This window comes from Paraburkholderia monticola (genome assembly GCF_001580545.1).
Taxonomy (GTDB): Bacteria; Pseudomonadota; Gammaproteobacteria; order Burkholderiales; family Burkholderiaceae; genus Paraburkholderia; species Paraburkholderia monticola.
The window spans coordinates 305,257-327,595 of record NZ_LRBG01000039.1 but is presented as its reverse complement, the minus strand read 5'-3'; the positions used below and the strand labels follow the sequence as shown (position 1 = coordinate 327,595).

General features: G+C 64.9%; 16 protein-coding genes. 10 read left to right on the top strand and 6 right to left on the bottom strand.

The features are described from left to right. Nucleotides 1–108: 108 nt before the first annotated feature. Nucleotides 109–351, bottom strand: a complete 243-nt coding sequence (locus CI15_RS32535; RefSeq protein WP_062137071.1) for a hypothetical protein — start codon at nt 349–351, stop codon at nt 109–111. Nucleotides 352–558: 207 nt separating this feature from the next. Between CI15_RS32535 and CI15_RS32530 the strand changes: the two genes are divergently transcribed. Continuing rightward, on the top strand, nt 559–1,011 hold the full coding sequence (locus CI15_RS32530; protein ID WP_062137068.1) for a PA2169 family four-helix-bundle protein: 453 nt from the start codon (nt 559–561) through the stop codon (nt 1,009–1,011). Nucleotides 1,012–1,116: 105 nt separating this feature from the next. Here CI15_RS32530 and CI15_RS32525 read toward each other — a convergent pair whose 3' ends face one another. Further along, complete coding sequence (locus CI15_RS32525) at nt 1,117–1,455, bottom strand: BON domain-containing protein (protein ID WP_062137065.1); 339 nt, start codon at nt 1,453–1,455, stop codon at nt 1,117–1,119. Nucleotides 1,456–1,966: 511 nt separating this feature from the next. Between CI15_RS32525 and CI15_RS32520 the strand changes: the two genes are divergently transcribed. After that, nucleotides 1,967–3,451, top strand: a complete 1,485-nt coding sequence (locus CI15_RS32520; RefSeq protein WP_062137062.1) for an RNA polymerase factor sigma-54 — start codon at nt 1,967–1,969, stop codon at nt 3,449–3,451. A gap of 207 nt (nt 3,452–3,658) precedes the next feature. Continuing rightward, complete coding sequence (locus CI15_RS32515) at nt 3,659–4,834, top strand: pyridoxal phosphate-dependent aminotransferase (protein WP_062137060.1); 1,176 nt, start codon at nt 3,659–3,661, stop codon at nt 4,832–4,834. Nucleotides 4,835–4,924: 90 nt separating this feature from the next. On the opposite strand, the gene CI15_RS32510 is transcribed toward CI15_RS32515, so the two are convergent. Beyond that, nucleotides 4,925–5,722, bottom strand: coding sequence for a sulfotransferase family protein (locus CI15_RS32510; protein WP_062137057.1), 798 nt, complete (start codon nt 5,720–5,722; stop codon nt 4,925–4,927). Between the two features lie 146 nt (nt 5,723–5,868). After that, nucleotides 5,869–6,858, bottom strand: coding sequence for a hypothetical protein (locus CI15_RS32505; RefSeq protein ID WP_062137054.1), 990 nt, complete (start codon nt 6,856–6,858; stop codon nt 5,869–5,871). 217 nt (nt 6,859–7,075) lie between these two features. Here CI15_RS32505 and CI15_RS32500 point away from each other — a divergent pair, with 217 nt between their 5' ends. From CI15_RS32500 to CI15_RS32470, 7 genes are all read left to right on the top strand, one after another. Next, the gene (locus CI15_RS32500; protein ID WP_062137051.1) at nt 7,076–8,884 is read left to right on the top strand and encodes a S10 family serine carboxypeptidase-like protein; all 1,809 of its coding nucleotides are present in this window, start codon (nt 7,076–7,078) and stop codon (nt 8,882–8,884) included. A gap of 94 nt (nt 8,885–8,978) precedes the next feature. Then, on the top strand, nt 8,979–9,725 hold the full coding sequence (locus CI15_RS32495; RefSeq protein ID WP_062137048.1) for a FadR/GntR family transcriptional regulator: 747 nt from the start codon (nt 8,979–8,981) through the stop codon (nt 9,723–9,725). A 148-nt stretch (nt 9,726–9,873) separates the two neighbouring features. Then, nucleotides 9,874–10,617: a (Fe-S)-binding protein gene (locus CI15_RS32490; RefSeq protein ID WP_062137045.1), complete on the top strand. Its 744-nt coding sequence runs from the start codon at nt 9,874–9,876 to the stop codon at nt 10,615–10,617. After that, on the top strand, nt 10,614–12,017 hold the full coding sequence (locus tag CI15_RS32485) for a lactate utilization protein B (protein ID WP_062137042.1): 1,404 nt from the start codon (nt 10,614–10,616) through the stop codon (nt 12,015–12,017). The genes CI15_RS32490 and CI15_RS32485 overlap by 4 nt, the downstream gene beginning before the upstream one ends. After that, complete coding sequence (locus CI15_RS32480) at nt 12,004–12,588, top strand: LutC/YkgG family protein (protein WP_062137039.1); 585 nt, start codon at nt 12,004–12,006, stop codon at nt 12,586–12,588. Before CI15_RS32485 ends, CI15_RS32480 begins: the two co-directional genes overlap by 14 nt. Before the next feature lie 69 nt (nt 12,589–12,657). Beyond that, nucleotides 12,658–14,427, top strand: coding sequence for a VRR-NUC domain-containing protein (locus tag CI15_RS32475; RefSeq protein ID WP_062137036.1), 1,770 nt, complete (start codon nt 12,658–12,660; stop codon nt 14,425–14,427). Next, entirely contained in the window at nt 14,424–16,685 is a 2,262-nt protein-coding gene (locus CI15_RS32470; RefSeq protein WP_062137033.1) for an ATP-dependent DNA helicase, read from the top strand. Before CI15_RS32475 ends, CI15_RS32470 begins: the two co-directional genes overlap by 4 nt. A 60-nt stretch (nt 16,686–16,745) precedes the next feature. Here CI15_RS32470 and CI15_RS32465 read toward each other — a convergent pair whose 3' ends face one another. Beyond that, nucleotides 16,746–19,376: a mechanosensitive ion channel domain-containing protein gene (locus CI15_RS32465; RefSeq protein ID WP_062137030.1), complete on the bottom strand. Its 2,631-nt coding sequence runs from the start codon at nt 19,374–19,376 to the stop codon at nt 16,746–16,748. 414 nt (nt 19,377–19,790) lie between these two features. After that, on the bottom strand, nt 19,791–21,218 hold the full coding sequence (locus CI15_RS32460) for a sigma-54-dependent transcriptional regulator (RefSeq protein ID WP_062137027.1): 1,428 nt from the start codon (nt 21,216–21,218) through the stop codon (nt 19,791–19,793). Nucleotides 21,219–22,339: the final 1,121 nt, after the last annotated feature.

The window sequence follows — 22,339 nt, the reverse complement described above, 5'->3', positions numbered from 1 at the left end:
CGGCTACGGCCGCGCCGGATAGCTAGGCGCCGTACCAGCAAAAACGGCCCGATGACGATCATCGGGCCGTTTTTCATTTTGCGTTGTCCGCGCCGTTGCGGCGGCGTGCTACACCCACAGTTGCCGCGCAACGTGCGGCGGTTGCTGTCGCTCGGGCTGGCGTTCGCGACGCATCGAATCGCATGAGGCGGGCGTGATGCCGTCATGCGCGTTGCCGCACGTCGACATCGCGGCGCGCGCCTGATCCGGCGCCGCCTCGGGCGATGCAACGTGCGCCCGAATCTGCATCACGATAGCGGAACTGACTATGGCGACCGCCGCTAGAAATTTCATGCTGCTGGTCTTTTTCATGGTGATTCTCCCTGTCGTTGTAGATATAGCCCGGCAAGCAACTCGCATCGAAGAAGCAACCGCTGTGCCATTCAGGGAACGCGTGCCGGGCACGCGTCATGCGGTGTATCCGGGGCACCCCGCCGCGCGTCGGACGGATCCATCGCGAGGCGATAAACGATCTCGCGCGGCGGATTCCGCGCTGAACGAAACCCCTGGAGGTATTGAATGACTACCAACGTTGTTTCCGTGTTGAACGATCTGGTCGAAACGTCGAAGGATGGCGAGAAGGGCTTTATGAAGGCAGCCGAGGATGCGCACGACGATCAGCTGAAGATGCTGTTCCGTTCGACCGCCGAAGACTGCTCGCGCGGCGCGCGTGAGTTGCAGGATGCGGTCCAGACGCTGGGCGGCAAGCCTGAAACCGGCGGCAGCATGAGCGGCGCGCTGCATCGCGGGTGGGTCGACGTGAGGTCCGCCGTGACGGATCGCAGCGACCATGCAATTCTCGCCGAGTGCGAGAAAGGCGAGGATGTCGCGAAGAAGCGCTATCACGATGCGCTCGAAAAGGACTTGCCGGCCGATGTGCGGGCGATCGTCGAGCGGCAGTACCAGGGCGTGTTGAAGACGCATGACCGCGTGCGCGATCTGCGCGATCAGTACGCGGCGATGAAGCATTGATCGAAGCATCCGTGCAGTAGAAAGAAAGAGCCGGCAATTGCCGGCTCTTTTCGTTGTCACTCAGTCGAATCGGCGCGAACCGATCGCCCGGCTATCACGCGGCTATCAGTCAGCCATGATCTTGAGATGGTTCTTCACGCTGTCCACGCCCTTCACGTTTTGCACGACATCTTCGGCGGCGGTCTTGTCGTCGGCCGAGGGCACCGAACCCGTGAGCCACACAACGCCCTTGCGGGTCTTCACATGGATATGCGTCGACTTGACGTTCTTCGCGGCAAGCAGATCCGCCTTGACCTTGGTCGTGATGGTGCTGTCATCGATGTGCTGGCCAACGCTTTCCGACGAGGCGGACGGCGCCGGAGCGGTCGTCTGGGCGGTCGCATTCAGCGCGAACGCGACAACGGCGATGCTGCCTGCGGTCTTCAGAAGTTGGATCGTCTTCATGGTTCTCTCCTTCAGGTGTTGATGAAAATGGCGGTCTTGTTGCCAGTGGCCGATCGCGGCCGAAGCCGCTGATGACACACGTGGGGGCGTCGCCGCTACGGTACCGTCAGGGGCCCGTTTCCCGACACCGGACGCAGTCCTCGCCGTTGCGCTTGAGCGGCGCGTTAGCGAAGGACCATGTCCGTCCACACACCGCTCATCCGCAAGCACCATGCCCGCCCGGTTCGCGCTGCCTGGCGGACGCTGCGAACGCCGCACCCACCGGGCTTTTCGGCTGACGAATCTAGCTGCGACGCACCATTTCGCGAGATCGCGCGTGCCGTGCGGAAGCGGACCGGAAATTGCCTGCTCTTTGTAAAAAACGACGCCGGCGGCCCGCGCAATTCGTGGGCCTGAATCGACAAACCACAATCAAAACAGCGCTTTGCGTGAGCTGGTACGGACGTTGCATTGGTGAGTGAAAACTCGCCTCATTCAATGTCTGGCTACTAACGAACGGGATCTACTCCAAATGCCTTCAATCGAACTACGCACAAGGCAGTCTCTTGCACTCACGCCGCGTCTTCAGCAGTCGGTGCGTCTCCTGCAATTGTCGGCTCTCGAGTTCCAGCAGGAATTGCGCACGGCACTCGATACCAATCCGTTCCTTGAATACGACTCGTCGGAGACGGAGGACGTCGCGCTCGCCGGCACGACGTCGGGCGAAGAAGCCGGTGCACTGCCCGCCGCCGATACGTTGGCGCCCACCGAACCGGACGGGTCGTCGTCAGCCGAAGGCGCCAGCGCGGATTCGCTCGAGGGCGCGAGCCAGGACGATATGCCCGCCGACTTCTCCGGCGACTACGGCTCACGCGGCTCAGCCCGCCAGAACGGCGACGCGGACGGCAGCGACCCGGCCGATTGGGCCCGCTCGCAGCCGACGTTGCGCGAGCAACTGCACGACGCGCTGCGCCTGTACCGGCTCGACGACCGCGATCGCGCGGTGGCGCGCTTCATCATCGAGGCGCTCGACGACGACGGCTATCTGCGGCAATCGCTCGCCGACCTGGCCGACAGCGTCGATCTCGAACCCGAGTTGAGCGAGGAAGAACTGCTGGTGGCGTTGCGTCTCGTGCAGTCGCTGGATCGTCCGGGGCTCGGCGCGCGTTCGCTGTCTGAGTGTCTTGCATTGCAGATCAATGCGCTGCCCGCCGATACACCGGGGCGCGACGTCGCGCGGCAGATCGTCGAGCATCATCTGGAGCGTCTCGCGCGCCGCGAGCAGGCTGAGCTGCAAAAGCAGATCGGTTGCAGCGCGGACGAATTGCGCGTGGCCTGCGCGCTCGTGCGCAAGCTCGATCCGAAGCCGGGCAATTGCTACGGCCGTGCCGAAGATAACTACGTGGTGCCCGACGTGATCGTGCGTCAGGCGCGCAACAAGTGGGTCGTGTCGATCAATCCGGCGGTGCAGCCCAGGGCGCGCATCCATCGCATGTATGCGCAACTGTTCGCGCAATCGGCCGGCGCGAGCCGCTCGCCGCTCGCGCAGCAGTTGCAGGAAGCGCGCTGGCTGATCCGCAACGCGCAACAGCGCTTCGATACGATTCAGCGCGTCGCCGAATGCATCGTCACGCATCAGAAGGCCTTCTTCCAGTACGGCGAAATCGCGCTGAAGCCGATGGTGCTGCGCGACGTCGCGGACGAACTCGGCCTGCACGAATCGACGATCTCGCGCGCTACGGGCAACAAATACATGGCGACACCGCGCGGCATCTTCGAGTTCAAGCACTTCTTCCCGCGCGAGCTCGGCACCGAGAGCGGCGGGACCTGCTCGGCCGCCGCCGTGCGCGCACTGCTCAAGGAGATGATCGCCGCGGAGAACACGCGCGATCCGCTGTCGGACGTGACGCTCGCGAAGATGCTCGCCGATCAGGGCGTGCTGGTCGCGCGGCGCACGGTGGCGAAATACCGGCATCTGATGAAGGTGCCGCCCGCGGAATTGCGCCGCCAGCTTTGACGCACCAAAGTTTTTAACGGGGGTTCGAAACACGGCCGCAACTCAAAATAGCATTGCTTTGCCCTTAGGGTCATGCGAGGTGGTCGGGTCGCATGACCCTTTTTCGTATCTGGACGTTTCGTCGGCGTGCCATTACATTGGCGGGTCGAATGGAAGTCGATCCCGGAGCGAATCAAGGCCGGATCAGCACAACAACGGGTGAGCGCAATGAAGTATTCGAGTCTGGTCGAGCGGCTGCAAGGGCGGCGCACGTCGGCGTGGGAAATTCATCGTGTCGCGCAGCAGGCGGCCGCGAACGGCGAAGATGTCATCGTGCTGAGCGTCGGCGATCCGGAGTTCGCGACGCCCGCGCCGATCGTCGAGCGCGCCATCGACGCCTTGCGCGCCGGCGATACGCACTACACGGCGATGGCCGGCCGAGAGCCGCTGCGCGCGGCGATCGCCGCGCAGCACGCGTGCACGACGGGCTGCGACGTGAGTGCCGCCAACGTGGTGCTCACCGCTGGCGCGCAGAACGGCGTGTTCGCGGTGTCGCTGTGCCTGCTCGAAGCGGGCGATGAAGTGATCGTCCCTGAGCCGATGTATCTGACCTACGAGGCCTGCGTGCGTGCGGCGGGCGCGACGCTCGTCGCGGTGCCGGTCGATGCGGCGCGCGCGTTTCACGTCGACTGCGACGCGCTCGAAGCGGCGATCACGCCGCGCACCAAGGCGATCTTCTTCGCGACGCCGTGCAACCCAACCGGCGTCGTGATGCAGCGCGCCGATCTCGAGCGCATCGCGCGGCTCGCGCGCGAGCACGACCTGTGGGTGCTGTCCGACGAGGTCTACGCGGAACTCACGTTCGAGCGCGACCACGTGAGCATCGCCTCGCTGCCCGGCATGGCTGGGCGTACCGTCACGCTCGGCAGCCTGTCGAAGTCGCACGCGATGGCGGGGTGGCGCGTCGGCTGGGCGATCGGACCCGCAACGCTGATCGAGCATATGGCGCGGCTCGCGCTCGCGATGCTGTACGGCCTGCCGGGTTTTATCCAGCAGGCGGCGTTGACAGCCTTGGAGAACAGGGCGGACATCGTCGCCGATATTCGCGAGATCTATCGGCGGCGGCGCGACGTCGTGTACGAGCGCTTGCATCGCGTGCCCGGCTTGCGGTGCCTGTTGCCCGAGGCGGGCATGTTCGTGATGGTCGACGTCAGCGGGACCGGGCTCGATACGACCGAGTTCACGTGGCAGCTGTTTCGCGCGCAAGGCGTGGCTGTGCTCGACGCGAGCGCGTTCGGGGATACCGCGAAGGGATTCGTCAGGCTGGGGCTCGTGGTGGGCGAGGCGCGGCTGATCGAGGCGTGCGAGAGGATTGCGCGGTTCGTGGAGGGGCGGAAGGATTGAGGGGGCGGTGAGTCGTCCGGGCTCGGTGCATGAGGTTTTCAGGCGACAGCGTCATCTGCCACTCGGGCTTGTCCGGGTTACGTCGACCGCTCAAGCCGCCGCATAGCCAAGCCGTCGCGCATGCGTTTCCGCGAGAGCGAGCAGCGTGTCGTCGCTCGCGGCCGTATCGGGAACCAGATAAAGATCACCGATATCGGTCACCGGATCGCTGAACGGTGTCGGTGAATGGCGTTGCGAGATCAGGAAGTCGCTGATCGGCGATGCATCCGCGAGGCCGAGAAACTGCCCGATGCTGGCCGCCGTCTCCCGCGGTTCTTCGATGACCTTCCGATAGGAAACGGTCAGCGCCTGAGTCGCCGGTATCTCTTCGAAGAATGCGTTGATCTCGCCGACGTATTGCCCCCACACGCGGATGCCGTCTTCGATCGATCCGGTCCAACGCTTGTGCACGAGCGAGTTGGCGACCTGGCGAGGATCGCGATGGATATGAATGAAGCGCGCCTGCGGCAGCAACTCGCGTATCAGACGCAGACAGGAGCCCGAGCGCGGCAGTCGTTCGATCGAACCCGTGCGGCCTGACAGCACCGTGGGGTCGGCATACGAGGGATGCTTGTCGCCCCAGATCGGCGCGCCGATCTTCAGCTCCTCGCGATAGAAGCGCTCGACCCACCCGCCCAGCGTCCGACGACCGAATGCGCAGAAGCGCTCGCGCGACGTCTCGCCGAGCAGATCGGGGCGATGGCAGCCGACCTCCAGAAAGTCCTTCAGCAACGCAAAGACGCGGCACTCGTTGGTCAGCTCGATCAGAGGATGCGCGTTCAGCACGGAACAGAGAAAGGTCGTTCCGGATCTCGGTGAGCCGATGACGAACAGCGGGAATGACTCCATTGCGCGCTCCTTGTCGTTCGCTCATAGCTTACGCAAGCAGCATGGCGTCAACCTGACCGGCGCATGACTCCCGCGCCAGTCGCGTTCATCGGGTACCGCTTCGAGCGTCGATCGGCGATTCGCAATGCTCGAAACAGCGGCGCGGCTTATTTTCTCTTGCGCACGAATTTCAATCCGAAGCGCACGAGCCATGGCATCGTTTCGGGCCGCAACAGCCGCGAGTCATACCCCGCAAAACGCCGATCGTTCTCCTGCAGACACAGTTGCATCAGTTCCGGCACGCTGATATCGGCATCCGAAACCGACTGCGCGCCGTTGACCGTGAAATTGTTGTCGTGCTCGTGAACGTTGCCCTCGGCATCCATCGCACGCGCGAGCCCGATACGCTCCCAAACCAGAAACGCCCACACGCCCACTACCTTGATCTCGAAGCGAATGCGCTGCCACCAGGACAGCCGCGCGCGATGCCAGGCGACCCAGTTCGCGAACAGCAGAATATGGCGGCACTCTTCCTGCATCACCGGCTCGAACGTCTCGGTGAGTTCAGGCGGGAAGAGGCCCGAGCGCCGCGCCACCTCGAACAGGCCGAACGCGAAGAAGCTGTCGATACATTCGCTATAGCCCGTCACGAGGTAAGCCCGTTCGGTGTCTGTCGGATAGACGTAAGGCGGTTCGCTCGCGAGCGCGATGCCATACGCGTGCACCATGCGCGACAGCACTTCCTTGTGGCGGTTTTCTTCCCAGGCGTTCAGCGCGAGCGCGTCGCGCAAGTCGGGGTCGTCTCGCGTCGCCGCGTAGGCGGCCATGCGCAGCCGCGCCCTGCCTTCGGTTTGCACGGCGATGTCCCAGATCGGCAGTTCGACGATGCGCTTGAGCGTCGCCGCTTCGAGCGGCGGCCAGGCGAGTACCGACGGTCGATAAGGATTGAAGGTCTCGCGAAACATGCGGCACATTTCGCGTCGGTGGACGTCGGAGCCAGGCGTCAGCGGGCCATTGACCGTGCTCGTCCAGTGCCGCATGGCGTGATCGGCGGCGTCGAGGGTCGGGCGGTCCGGCAGTTCGTGCGGCAGTTGCGGCGCACTGAAGCCGGGGATCAGCGCGGCAGCGTCGAATGCATCCAGTACCAGTTGGTCCATTGGGTATTCTCGACAAGGCGACGAAGGCGCTGTCGATTCTGCCATGACTGCGCACGGGTGCGCCACGCCGCGCAACAAGCCGTTTGTAATGTTGGGCGCGCAACGGCGCCGGCGGTTGACGTCGCGCAAACTTGCGTCAAGAATCGAGCGCCGGGTTTGCTCTCGAACCCCAATTGCCGGATTCCAGCGCGTTTTTCGACTCGTTGCGGACAACTTCATGATCCTTCGCTTCTTCCCTGCGTGGCGGCGCTTCCTGACAGCGGGATTACCGGCCGCCGCGCTGACGGTGACGCTTTTTGTCTTCACGGTGGCGCCGTTCGGTGAGCGGTGTATGGCCGCAGAGCAGGCGGATGCGTCGAACGCCGCGGAAAGTACGGACGCCGCGGAAAGCGCCGACACGGCCGCATCGGCGGCCGTCGTGCCACGGCAAGGATCAGAGGCGAACGCGTCGCCAGTGGGCGATGCGCGCGAGCCGCACCCGACGCCGGCACGCCCGAACGGCGAGCCCCGCAAGCGGACGGCTTCGCGTGGCGATGCGCAGGCTGGATCGAATGCACCGGACTCCGCCGAGGCGGCGGGCAAGCCACGCAATGCGTCGACGCCCGCGATCCCGGTGCCGCCTGAAACCACCAGCGTCACCACGCATTCGCTTCGCCTGAATGGCCGTAAGCTGGACTACACGGCGAGCGCCGGCAATCTGCTGCTGCACGACAAGAGCGGTGCGGCCAACGCGAGCGTGTTCTATGTCGCGTACACGGTGCCCACCAAAACGCCCGCGACGCGTCCCATTACGTTTCTGTTCAACGGCGGCCCGGGCGCAGGCAGCGTGTTCCTGATGATGGGCTCGGTCGGCCCGAAGCGCGTGCGCACCGCGAGCCCCGCCGGCACGCCGCCCGCGCCGTACACGCTCGAAGACAACCCCGACAGCCTGCTCGACACCACCGACCTCGTGTTCATCGACGCGGTCGGCGCGGGCCTGTCGAGACCGGTCGGACATGGCACGGGCAAGGATTTCTGGGGCGTCGATCAGGACGTCAGCGCGTTTGCGCAATTCATCGACCGCTATCTGACGGTGAATCAGCGCTGGAATTCGCCGAAGTATCTGCTCGGCGAATCGTATGGCACCGCGCGCGCCGCGATGCTCGCCTACCAGTTGGGACAGAACAATATCGCGCTGAATGGCGTGATCCTGCTGTCGTCGGTGCTCAATTCCGCGGCGTTCTCGCCAGGACTCGATTTCAAGAGCGAGAGTTATCTGCCGAGCTTCGCGGCGATCGCGTGGTATCACGACAAGGTCACGCCGAAGCCCGCGAGCCTGCCGGCCTTTCTCGACGACGCGCGCGCATTCGCGCGCGGACCCTATGCGCAGGCGCTCGCGCAGGGCGATGCGCTGCCCGACGAGCAGCGCGACGCGATTGCCGCACGCATTGCGTACTTCACCGGGCTCGACGTGGGCTTCGTGAAGCGCAACCGTCTGCGTCTTTATCCGTCGCGGTTTCGCAACGAGTTGCTGCGCAACGAGTCGCGCAGCATGGGCCGCTACGATGCACGTTTCGAAGGCCTGAATTACGACGATGCGGAGGAGGATCCCGACTTCGATGCCTCGGTGAGCAGCGTGTCGAATGCGTTCAATGCGGCGCTTCATCAGCATCTGGCGGACGATCTGCACTACACGCCGACCGACCGTTACCTGGTGTTCAGCGACGACGCGCTGAAGCAATGGGACTGGAAGCATCGTGAATGGTGGGGCGAACGGCTGGAGTTGCCCTACGCGGGCGGCGATCTGGCTGAAGCGATGCGGCAGAATCCGCAGTTGCGGGTGCTGTCGTTGAACGGCTACTTCGATCTCGCCACGCCGTTCTATGCGACCGAATATGCGCTCGCGCATCTCGGCCTCGACGGCCCGCTACGCGAGAACGTGCGCATCGCCTACTATCCGACCGGCCACATGGTCTATCTCGACGATGCCGCGCTGCATGCGATGAAGCGTGATCTCGTGAGCTTTTATACGGCGCAGCCGCGTTGAGATCGGCGCATCGACGCACGGTGTCGAACGGTATAATTTCACGCACCGTGGCGTAGCCGCGCGCTGCGTCAACCGGCTTCATCGTTTGCTGCCTATGCCATTCACCCCGATTCCATCCTTCGCGCGCAAGCGCATTTCCGACGTCGTCTCCGATCAGGTCAAGCAACTGATCTCGGAGGGCACGCTGATGCCCGGCGACCGGCTGCCGGCCGAGCGCGACCTCGCGGCGCAACTCGGCGTGTCGCGGCCGTCGCTGCGCGAAGCGCTGATCCGGCTGGAGGCGGACGGTTACATCGAAACGTCGGGGCGGGGCGGCTTTACGGTGGTCGACGTGACCGCGCCGATCATCTCGAAGCCGCTTGCCGAACTGCTGCTGCAGAATCCGCGTACCAGCGCCGACATTCTGGAGTTGCGCCAGGGGCTCGAAGCGATCTCGACGGTCTACGCCGCGCAGCGCGCAACCGCGACCGATCTGAAGAAAATCCGCGCGGCGTTCGAGGCGCTGAAGGCTGCATCGCTGTCGCGCGATCGTGCGAATCTCGCCGAACTCGATGCCGCGTTTCATCTCGCGATCGCCGACTCCACGCACAACGTCGCGCTGGCGCATGTGATGCACGGCATTCATACGCTGATTCGCGAGGGCATGCGCCAGTATCATCGGTTGATCGATTACGACGACGCGATGGAAAAGCAGTTGATGAGCCAGCACCAGGCGATTTACGACGCCGTCGTCGCACGCGATGCGCCGAAGGCGCGCAAGGCCGCCGAGCGGCATCTGGCCTTCGTGCGCGAGATTTACAACGACGATGCGACGAAGCCGTCGGCCGCCGTGATTTCCTGATTTTTCCTGCTTCGACTCGCGTGGCTGTCCGAATTGACACCGCCCGTGGACTTTTTTATAGTCTTGGTCAGACCAACATGACCAAGACGGCCAGAAGGCCGGAATCGGTCAATCTGGCATCGTCCCCGCCGCTTTTCCTGAAGGGCCTATGAAAGTCGCGCTGTTTATCCCGTGCTTCATCGACGCGTTTTATCCCGAGGTCGGCATCGCGACGCTCGAACTGCTCGAACGTTTCGGCATCGAGGTCGACTATCCGCAGCAGCAGACCTGCTGCGGCCAGCCGATGGCCAATAGCGGCGCGCATGCGGACGCGGCCGCGACCGAGCGGCTGTTCGCGCACAACTTCGCGGGTTACGACTACATCGTCGGACCGTCCGCGAGCTGTATTCATCACGTGCGCGAGCATTTGACGGCGCTCGAACAGACCGACGAAGTGAAGAAGGTGCGCGCGAGCGCTTACGAGCTCGTCGAGTTTCTGCACGACGTGGTCGGCGCGCGCGAATTTCCGTGGGCCGAGTTTCCGCATCGCGTCGGTCTGCACACCAGTTGCAGCATGATGCGTCATCTGAAGGAAGCGTCGGCGTCGGAAATCGCCGGCACGCCGTTTTCGAAGCCGCGCACGTTGCTCGAAGGCGTAAAGGGCATCGAGTTCGTCAAGCCGGCGAGGCCCGACGAATGCTGCGGTTTCGGCGGCACGTTCTCGGTCACCGAGGAGGCGGTGTCGGTGCGCATGGGGCAGGACAAGGTGCGCGACCATCTGAACGCCGGCGCCGAGTACATCGTTTCGGGCGACATGTCGTGCCTGATGCACCAGCAGGGTTGCGCGGAACGCATGAAGGCCGACGCGCGCTTCATTCACATCGCGCAGGTTCTCAACGGAGCGCGCGCATGAGCCGCCACGAGCCCCGCGTCGATCACGCCAAAGCGGCGGGTTCTTTCCTCGGCAAGACCGAGCACGTCGCGTTTCACGACAAGCGTCTGTGGGATCTGCGCGAGAAGCGCGACGCGCAGGCGCACGGCATTGCCGAATGGGAGACGATGCGCTCGCTCGCGTCGGGCATCAAGGAACACACGCTGTCGCATCTGGCCGACTACCTGGAGCAGTTCGCAACCGCGGCCGAGGCCAATGGCGTGGTCGTGCATTGGGCCGCGACTGCGGAAGAGCACAACGCGATCGTCCACCAGCTGATGTCCGAGCGCGGCATGACGACGCTCGTGAAGAGCAAGTCGATGCTGACCGATGAATGCCGCATGCGCGACTATCTGGAGCCGCGCGGCATCACGGTGATGGAGACGGACCTCGGCGAGCGCATCCAGCAGCTCGATCATCAGGACCCGAGTCATATGGTCGTGCCGGCCGTGCACAAGCTGCGCGCGGATGTGGCCGAACTGTTCGGCCGCACCATCGGCACCGATCCGACGAACAGCGATATTCACTACCTCGCCGAAAGTCAGCGCATGCATACGCGCCCGTATTTCGTGCGCGAGAAAACGGCTGGCATGACCGGCTGTAACTTCGCGGTGGCGGAAACCGGCACGGTCGTCGTCTGCACCAACGAGGGCAATGCGGATCTGTCGGCGAACGTGCCGCCGCTGCATATCGCGTCGATCGGGATCGAGAAGCTGATTCCGAAGGTGGCCGATCTCGGCGTGTTCGTGCGCATGTTGTCGCGCAGCGCATTGGGTTCGCCGATCACACAGTACACGTCGCATTTTCGCGCGCCGCGGCCGGGCACCGAGATGCATTTCATCCTCGTCGATCATGGCCGCTCCGAACGGCTCGCGATGGAGGACTTCTGGTACTCGCTCAAATGCATACGCTGCGGCGCGTGCATGAATACCTGTCCGGTGTATCGGCGCAGCGGCGGCCTCTCATATGGCGGTACCTATTCGGGGCCGATCGGCGCGATCATCAATCCGACTTACGATCTGAAACGCTATAGCGCTTTGCCGTTCGCGTCGACGCTCAACGGCAGCTGCACGAACGTGTGTCCGGTGAAGATCAACATTCACGAGCAGATCTACAAATGGCGCGCGGTGATTGCCGAGCAACACGAAGTGCCGTTCGTCAAACAGGAAGTGCTGAAGATGGCGGGGCGTTTGCTCTCGAGTCCGACCTTGTATCGCGCGACGGTGGCGTCGATGGGCAGTGCGTTGCGGCGGCTGCCGAATTTCGTGCTGTACAACCCTTTGAATATCTGGGGGCGGCAACGCGAACTGCCGGACGCACCGAAGCTGACTTTTCATGCCTGGTACAAGAAGAATCGCGGAGGCGGTGATGACAACGCGTGAGGCTTTTCTCGCCAAAGTACGCGCCGCGCAACCGGCCGGTCGGTCCCGTCCCGACGTGCCGCTGTTCGATTCGGTCGGCGGCGATCTGCGCGCGCGTTTCACGGCTGCGTTGCAGACGATGGGTGGCACTTGCGTCGAAGCGGCAAGCGCGAGCGAGGTCAGCGAGCTGATTCGCGAGCGTTTTGGCGCGGCGGCATCGATTGCCTCGGCGAGCGAGGAAGTGCCGGGCACGCGGGCGATCGACCCGGACACCGACCCCGCATCGCTGCAAGAAGTCGACGTCGGTGTGGTGCGAGCGCGCTTTGGCGTCGCCGAAACCGGCTCCGTGTGGTTCAGCGAGCGCGAATACGTGGTCAATGCGTTGGGCTATATCGTCCAGCATCTGGTCGTGCTGCTCGATCCGGCGCAATTGCTGGATGGGTTGCAAGACGTCTATCGACGCGACGATTTTCGCAGCGCGCGGTATGCGGCGCTCGTGACCGGCCCTTCGGCCACCGCCGACATCGAAGGTGTCCTGATTCGCGGCGCGCAGGGCGTGCGCTCGCTGACGGTCGTTTGGCTCGCGGGCTGAGGTGCACCGGTTGCCGCAGCGGACTTTGCTATCATCACTGTATAAACATACAGGTCCCGCAAACCGCCCGTGGCAACCGATGCTCGCCCAGAGATCCGCTCTGAGGCCCCTTACTACCTGCTGAATTTCGAGCGCGCACTAGCGTGGCTCGCCGCGCGTTACGACGATCTGCTCGACGACGAAGAACACGCATTTCTCAAGGGTTTCGCGCAATTGCCACAGGCATCGCGTGCCTTGCTGGTGCGCATGCTGATGCGCAAAGGCATGCTGTTTCGCACGAGCCGCCTCGTTTATGACGAAATCGGCTGCCCGTTGCAGGCGGCGATGCCGATCGCGGTGCATCGCTGGATCGACACCGAGCCGCCGCTATCTCTCGATGATCTGTTCGCGCTCAGCACGCGCGCGCAATTGCTCGACATGTTCGCTGATGCGATCGCGCGGATTCCCGGCGCGAAGGCATTGCGCAAACCGGAACTGCTCGAATCGCTACGCGCGCTTTACAACACTGAAAGCAGCGATGCAACTGCTTCCACGTCACGTCCGCTCGCGGCCTGGCATCGCGCCACGACGGACCGCGTGCTGCGCGTCGCGATCGCGCCGTTGTGCGATCGCTTGCGGCTGATGTTCTTCGGCAATCTGCATCAGGACTGGTCGGAGTTCGTGCTCGCCGATCTTGGCGTGTTCCAGTACGAAAAGGTCGCGTTCGGACCGTCGTCGCGAGCGTTTCAGCAACGCCCGGACGTCGATGTGTATCTCGCGCTGCATGCCTGCCGCGAAGCGCTCGAATCAATACCGGTCGACGACGACCCGTCCACCCTGCACGATTTGATCGCGACCGTCCGCTCGATCGACACCGCGAACCCGTGGCTCGAAACACGTCGCGCGAAACTGCTGTTCCGGATCGGCCAGGATTGCGAGCGGCGCGCGCAGTGGAGCACCGCGCTCGCGGTGTACGACGCGTGCGCGTGGCCGGGCGCGCGGCATCGGCTTATGCGCGTGCTCGAGCGCAGCGAGCGTTACAGCGAAGCGCTCGCGCTTGCCTCGCAGGCCGCCGCCGCGCCTGAGAGCGAGGAGGAAGCGCAGCGCGTCGCCCGGATGTTGCCGCGTCTGCGGCGCAAATGCGGCGGGCCGGTGTCGCGCGCGCCAGCGGCACGGCCTGTCGAGCGCGGCACGCTGGTGCTGCCGAAGCCCGACACGCCGGTGGCCGTTGAATACGTGGTGCGCGATCATCTGAGCAGCGAGGCCGCGCCGGTCCACTACGTCGAGAACGCGCTGATCAACTCGCTGTTCGGCCTGCTGTGCTGGGAGCCGGTTTTTGCGGCACTGCCCGGCGCGTTTTTTCATCCGTTCCAGCGCGGGCCGGCCGATCTGCACGCGCCGGATTTTCACGCGCGTCGCGCCTCGCAGTTCGCCGCGTGCTTCGCGCAGCTCGACAGCGGTGTCTATCGCGAGACGATTTTCCGGCGACTGCATGAGAAGGCCGGCATGCAGTCGCCCTTCGTGTTCTGGGGACTGCTGACGCCCGAGCTCGTCGCGCTCGCGCTCGACTGTTTGCCCGCCGCGCATCTGAAGCTGTGGTTCGAGCGCTTGCTGCGCGACGTTCGCGGTAATCGTTCGGGCTTGCCCGATTTGATCCGGTTCTGGCCGGCCGAGCGTCGCTATGAATTGATCGAGGTGAAAGGCCCCGGCGATCGTCTGCAGGACAACCAGATCCGCTGGCTCGCGTATTGCGCGCAGCACGGCATGCCGGTGCGGGTGGTCGATGTGCGCTGGGCCGGGCAAGAGGCCGAGACCGAAGCGGACGTCACGACGCCAGCCGAAGCGGAGCGCGTCGTATGAGCTACATCGTGGCCGTGCGGGCGATGTGCGAATTCACCGCGCGGCGCGGCGATCTCGATCTGCGCTTTACGCCAGCGCCGACGTCGCTCGAAGGCATCGCAGGTCATCAGATGGTGGCCGGCCGTCGCACGAGCGGCTACGAAACCGAAGTCACGCTGACGGGCACGCATCGCAGCCTGACCGTGCGTGGCCGCGCGGACGGCTACGACCCGATCGCGAACCGGCTCGAAGAAGTGAAGACCTACCGCGGCGATCTCGCGCGCATGCCCGCGAATCATCGCGTGCTGCATTGGGCGCAGGCGCTCGTGTACGGTCATCTGCTGTGCCAGGCGCGCGGGCTCGCCGAGCTGACGGTTGCGCTGGTGTACTTCGATATCGGCAGTCAGAAGGAAACGGTGCTGACGCAGCAGCACAGCGCACGCGAACTCGAAGCGTTCTTCGTCGAGCAGTGCGAGCGATTTCTCGATTGGGCCGTGCAGGAAGACGCGCATCGCGTCGCGCGTAACGCGGCGCTCGTCGCGTTGCAGTTTCCGTACGGACAGTTTCGTCGCGGGCAGCGCGAGCTCGCGGTAGCCGTCTATCGCGCGGCGCGCGACGGCAAGCCCCTGATGGCGCAGGCGCCGACCGGCATCGGCAAAACGCTGGCGACGATTTTTCCGCTGCTGAAGGCCTGCGGCGAGGACCGGCTCGATCGGGTGTTCTTTCTGACCGCCAAGACCCCGGGTCGCGCGCTGGCGCTCGATGCGATCGACTCGCTCCAGCGGGCGACGCCGTTGCCGTTGCGAACGCTCGAACTCGTGGCACGCGACAAAGCCTGCGAGCATCCGGACAAAGCCTGCAATGGCGAGTCCTGTCCGCTCGCGCGCGGCTTCTACGATCGTCTCGCGGCAGCGCGCGCCGCCGCGCTGGCGACGTCGCGGCTCCATCGCGCGGCGGTGCGCGAGGCCGCGCTCGCGCACGACATCTGTCCGTACTATCTGGCGCAGGAGCTGGCGCGCTGGGCCGATGTGATCGTCGGCGACTACAACTACTACTACGACGCCAGTGCGATGCTGCATGCGCTAACGCAGATCAACCAGTGGCGCGTCGGCGTGCTGGTCGACGAAGCGCATAACCTGCTCGAGCGCGCGCGTCGCATGTACACCGCGTCGCTGGATCAAAGCGCGTTCCGGCTCGTGCGCAAGAGCGCGCCCGCGGCGCTGAAGCGGCCGCTCGAACGCTTGCAGCGCGAATGGAGTGCGGTGAAGCGCGCGCAGACGGCCAGCTATCAGGTCTACACGGAGGTGCCGGGCAAGCTGCTCGCCGCCGCGCAGAATCTGATCGGCGCGGTCACGGATCAGCTCGCCGACGCGCCGTTGTCGATCGACGAACACGCGCTGCGGTTTTTCTTCGACGCGATGCACTTCGTCGCGCTCGCCGAACAGTTCGGCGAGCATTCGATGTTCGACGTGACATTAGGCACCGACCGCCATGCGCCGCGCGACCCAACCAGCGCGACGCTCTGCGTGCGCAACGTGATCCCCGCACCGTTCCTCGCGCCGCGCTATGCGGCCGCGCGTACCACGGTGATGTTCTCGGGCACGCTGAATCCGCAGCATTTCTATCGCGACACGCTGGGGCTCGCCGACGACACAGCCTGGCTCGACGTGGAAGGGCCGTTTCGCGCGGAACAGTTGCAGGTTCATGTGGCCGCTCATGTGTCGACACGCTGGCGCGACCGCGAGCGCTCGCTTGCACCGATCGTCGAGCTGATCGCGAAGCAGTACGACACGCAGCCCGGCAATTACCTGGGGTTCCTCAGCAGCTTCGACTATCTGCAGCGCGTGGTCGCGCTGCTGCGCGAGCGGTACCCCGGCTTGCCGGTGTGGACGCAGGAGCCCGGCATGGACGAAGCGGCGCGCGACGCGTTTCTCGCGCGCTTCCGGACGATGAATCAGGGGATCGGCTTCGCGGTGCTCGGCGGCGCGTTTTCGGAAGGAATCGATCTGACCGGCCAGCAGCTGATCGGCGCGTTCGTCGCGACGCTCGGTCTGCCGCAGATCAACGACGTCAACGAGCAGATGCGCCGCACGCTCGATGCGCGCTTCGGCAACGGCTACGACTATATGTACCTGTATCCGGGTTTGCAGAAAGTCGTGCAGGCGGCCGGGCGCGTGATCCGCACCGAGGAGGACCGCGGCGTCGTGCATCTGATCGACGACCGCTTTCGCCGGCCGGAAGTGCGGCGTCTGTTGCCGCGCTGGTGGCAGGTTCGCTAGCGCTGCTTCACTAGCGTTGCTTCGCGCTGGCGAACCTTCACGCGCGCCGCGCGCGGCGCATCACACGTGTGGCGAAGTCGCGCCTGGATTGGTGGGCGTGCCGGGGCCGCCGGCCGGGCTCGGATCGACCGGGATCTGATCGTCGAGCGGCGCGTCGCCCTTGTGCGAGGCGTCGCCATCCGGGTGTTCAGCGTGGGGCGCGCGCGGCACGGCTGCGTCGAACCTGGCCTTGCTCGCCGGATCCCACGTGAGCAGATGCCGCTGCGGATTGGCGATCTCGATGCCGAGCTCGCTGAAGCGCTCGAGGATGCGCCGGTTGAATTCGCGCTGCACGCCCCAGCGCGCCGTGTCGCGGCATTGCATCTGGCCGGCCAGCGTGACCGCCGAGCCGTCGACCGCATCGACGCCCCAGAACGAGAAGTCCGACAGGATGCCGTCCTTGAACTTGTCGTCGGCGCGCAGCGATGTGCCGATTTCCTTCAGCGTGTCGATCGCGCGCTCGACGTCCTGACCGAACACGATATTCACGCGCACCGCCGCGTTGCCGATGCCGCGATTCGTGTTGTTCACCGTCGACACCGAACTGAACGGCACGGTAAACAACGAGCCGTCGCCGCCGCGCAGCCGCACGGTGCGGATCGACAGATATTCGACGGTGCCCGAGACGCCCGCGAGCGTGACCCAGTCGCCGACCTGCATCGCGTTTTCCATCAGCAGGAAGATGCCGGTGATGAAGTCCTGCACCAGCTTCTGCGAGCCGAAGCCGAGCGCGACGCCGAAGATGCTGGCGCCCGCGAGCAACGGCCCGATGTTCACGCCGAGTTCGCTCAAGCCGGTCAGCACGACGATCAGCGCGATCACGACGAACAGCGCGCTGCGCAGCATCGGCATCAGCGTGCGCAGGCGCGCGGCGCGCACCAGATCGCCGCGGCTCGTCCAGTTGTCGAGGCGTCGCTCGGCCGATACGTTGACGACCTCCCACACCACCAGCGCGACGATCGCGGCCACGGCGATCGTCGCGAGCGCCGACGCGAGCCGGTGACCGATCGTGCCGCTGCGAAACAGATCGACCACGTCGACGCCCCACGCCTGCAGCAGCACGAGCGCCGTGATGATGCCGAGGATCCAGCTCACCCCGCGCCGCAGCAGCGGGTAGTAGCGGTAGGCGTGCTGATGCACGAGCGAGCGCTGCTCCTCGTCCTGCACATTGAAGATGCGCGCGAGCCCACCGAAGATCACGATCGACACGAGCCGCGCGCCGATCAGGACCGCGAGCGTCGTACCGCCGATATGCACGAGCGCGTGATAGCCGTTGCGCACGTCGAAGGCCCACACGAACCACAGCGCCATCACGATCGCCACGGTGAACCACGCCCATGCGTCGGCGAGCACGCCGCCGAACATCTCCAGCGACTCGTGCGCGGAGAAGCGCCTGCGGATCCGGTTGGCGACCGGCTTCGCGCAGCGCAGCACGAGGATCGAGATCATCACGTGACCGACGAGCGTGACCACTTTCAGCAACGCGAGATGCGCTGCGTCGTTCATCCCGAGCGCCTGTGCGAGCTCGGCGAGCGCGACGCCGGCGCCGACCACGCCGACGATCCGCACGATCCAGTCGAACACGTACGTGGCCCACGCATCGCCCATGCGCAGCAGCCGCAGACGCGGTGCGTTCGGTTGCAGGAAGAACGCGGCGACGATCACGACGCAGCGGCATACCACGTAGACGTCGATCAGTGAATCGAGCGCGCGGTCCTGCGGCGTGCCGTCGTCGGTGAAGATCGACATCAGCGCGCTCGCCGCGGCGACGAACACCGCGATCGGCACGAGCCGCAGCAGCGTGATCAGCAATGCGCGCGGCAGACGCTGCAGTAGCGTCCAGTGATGCGTCGCATTGCGCTTGCCTTCGGCTTCGATCGCGCGGCCTTTCTCGGATGGCGTCGCGTACGGTGCGGCCGGGCCGGTTGCGACGGCCTGCGCTTCCGCTTCGAGCGCCGGCGGCAACGATGTCATCGGGGGCAGCGGCGGGGTGCTGGTCGGCGCGGCGGCGCCGGCACGTGGGGGTGGCGGTGCCTCGTCGTTGTCGTCTGGCAGCACGGCTTCGCGCCGCGCGGCGATTGCCCGATAGACACGTCGGAGCAGCCGGCGCGCCAGCCATTCGAGCACCAGTGCGGGGATCAACGCGGCCAGCAGCGACCCCAATACCTTGAACAGCTCCATGCGCGCGTGCGGATTGCTAACTTGCCAGTGCCACCAGGCGCGCACCGACGTGACGTCGAGCAGTGCGGCGATCGAACCGCGCAGCGAGGTCGTCAGATGCGCGACGTAATGCGCGCCCTGGCGCGCGATCTGCGAGGCGAGACCATTGGATTTGAACGCGTCCGGCACGAGCGCGGCCGCGCCGCTCGCCGCGGCGGGCGCCGACGCTGCCGCCGGCGCCGGCGCCGAAGCGGGTGGCGCGCTCAACGCGCCGGCCGCGGCGATCGCCTGCAGCGTATCGGCGACTTGCGCGCGGCGGTGCGGATCGTTCAGTACGTCGAGCGCGTCGCGGGCCTGCTGGGGCGTCAGGCTGACCGCATCGGACGCCGGTTGGGCGGAGCTGGTGTGGACAGCTTGCGGCGCGGCGGCGAAGCCAGGCGCCATGCCGGCAAGCAGCAAAATGAAAAGACAGACACGCAGTAATTTTTGCATAGGGTGTAAAGCGGGATGAAGCCAATGCGGGCGATTGTGCCGGAACGTGAGGCCTGTTTCGGCGGGCGACCCGGAACGGACACGGGCCGGGCGGCTGAAGTTCCTGCGGCGGAGGCCCGCCGGACGGGCGAAAGGGCCGCGAGGGCGGCGCCGGCCGGGCGGGGCGTTGAACCGACAGGATAGCCGATGTCGGCCGGCGGTCTTGTCGAAAGAGGCAGAAATGCCCTGTGAGCCCGTGTGCGCGGGGCGGAGGAGGTGGAAGCAGAAACGCTTGCTGGGTGGAAACGCTAGCTGCGGCGCGGGAGGCCCCGGCGGCTGCGCTACATGCGCTCAGCCCGCAATGAATCGGGAATGATCAAAGACCTTGACGGTAAATTGCTAAGCGTTCACTACAAAAAACGCTTAAATCGCCGCTCATTCCACCCATGAGGTCTGTCGCTCGGCCTTGTCGTCGGCATCGGGGCCGCCGCTCGCGCCGCGCGCGGCCGGTTCCTGATGCAGCCGGTTCGCGTGCATCAGCCGATACAGCGTCGCGCGTGAAATGCCGAGCTCGGCCGCCGCATCGGACAACTTGTAGCCGTGCCGCAGCAGCGCGCCCTCGATCGCGTCCTTTTCGGCCTTGCTGCGGATTTCCGCGAGCGTGACCGCCGGGCCGTTGTCGGCCTCGGGCAAGCCGAGGTCGCTCGCGGTGATGAAGCGCCCCTCGCTCATCACGACCGCGCGGCGCACGCAGTTGATCAGCTCGCGCACGTTGCCCGGCCATGGATAGTTCGACATCGCAACGATCGCGTCGCTGGACAGCCCGCGCAGCTTGCGCGCGCCGTCCTGCTTGTACATGCTGAGCGCGTAGTTGGCGAGTAGCTTGATGTCGCCGCCGCGCTCGCGCAGCGGCGGCTCGACGAGGCGCAGCACGCACAGCCGGTGGTAGAGGTCGGAGCGGAAGCGCCCGTCTTCGACGGCGCGTTCCAGATCGACGTGGGTTGCTGAAATCACGCGCACGTCGACGCTGATCGGACCGTTGCCGCCGAGCCGCTCGATCGTGCCTTCTTGCAGGAAGCGCAGCAGCACCGCCTGGCATTCGTGCGGCATGTCGCCGATTTCGTCGAGAAACAGCGTGCCTTCGTGCGCGCTCTCGATGCGGCCGATCTTGCGTTGCACCGCGCCGGTAAATGCGCCGCGCTCATGGCCGAACAGTTCGGCTTGCAGCAGGCTTGGCGGGATCGCCGCGCAATTGATCGCGACGAACGTGTGACGCGCGCGCGGCGAGCGGTCGTGAATGGCACGGGCGGTCAGCTCCTTGCCGGTGCCCGATTCCCCCGCGATGAACACCGGCGCGTCGGTCACGCTGCATTTGTCGATGCGACGGTACAGCTGCTGCATCGACTCGCATTGTCCGACCATGCCGTGGCGGCCGAGCGACGGCTCCGGCGCGACGCGCGGCTGGCGCAGGCTCGACAGCCCGTGCGCGTGGCCGAGCGCGAACACGAGCCGCTCGTTGAGCCACGGTTGCGTGACGAAGTCGAAGCAGTAATCGAGGATGAAGCGGCTGACCAGCTCGTTGTCGGCCTGGCCCGGCACGATCTGCGCGACCCAGTTGGTTTCGACGCGGCGCATGCACAGCGCCAGCGCGGACAGCTCCTGGGAACTGCAATCTTCGGGCAGCTGAACGAGCCCGACCTTGATGTTGCCGCGTTCGATCATCCGTTCCGCGATGGCCGCGCTCTTGGCGTGCACGGCTTGCCATCCCGACGCTGCCAGAAACTCGACGAGTTTCTGGTCGGGCGCGTTCGCCACGTACAGAACAGTGCGTTCCGTGTCGGCCGGCGTGCAACTCGTAGTCATGGTTCCCCCGGGGGTCGATCCGTCAGGACTGCTGTGCGACGTCATGGATAGTCAGGCGGCCGGTTGCTGCACTCCGGGCGCGACGCATTTGCGGCGGCAGCAATCACGAACGAGGGTTGCGTCGAACGCGCGGCGCGGTATGGCGGACGGATTCATGCAATGGCGGCTTACTTGCGTTCATTGCTGAAACTGCCCGGCGACTTTATCCCCGAATCGTGAAAACCACTTGAACCGTGGCTTGCCTCGCTGACCTGATACAGACGCTCTGATTGGCGTATGGCCTAACGATAAGCGAAAGCGCCTGAAAGCGCCAGACAAAGAAATATGGATCAGGAATGCATCTGGTGGTTTTTGATTCACATGGATCACTAATGAATAAGCGGTCAAGCCCGGTTATGCGAGCCATCGCACATTGCGTCGCAATAACCGGGACGTTAAGCCGTGACAAAAACAGATGGGGCGCGAGCGGCCGTGTTTCACAGTTGCGACAAATCGGACGGCACGCGGGAAATGGGATTTGCGGCGCCGCACGGGGCGCCTGTTCGACCTCGCGCAGCGCGAAGCCGCGTGTGGCTGGCACCGCGGCCAGTCAACGGGCCCGCGAGATGGGTTCCGGCGGGCGCTCCGAGCGCAGCGCGTGGCGAATTCGTGTCTCATAAACGAATCAATGCGCGTCGCGCCAAAAATCGGGCAGGCTCTTGCCGCTCGAAAAACCGGCCGATTTCACGGTGGCGTGAAGCTTTGGCGGGCTTTTTATCGATTGGCACTCGTGTTGGCATAACCGTTGCAATATGGTTTGCACAGAAAACGTTTTGCCGCCAGGTCGACGGTACGGGGAAATACCGGATTAAAAAAGACCGGCGGTAAAAAGCTCACTCGCAGGCACGGTCGGGGAGGCCATCAGGTGTTTGTGGGAGCGCGGCGGGGCCTTTTTATATATACGTCCAGAAAAACAGCTGAGTGGTGGACCGGCAGGGCGGCCATTCAAAACCGGACGACAACGGGCATCGACTTCGCCGTTTTTCCTTTTCGACTTTTTCGTCCGAACGACGCGAAAAGGATGGCGATAACGACAGGCAACGCGCTTGCAACGTGTGCGAGCGACGCGCCGAAAAACGGTA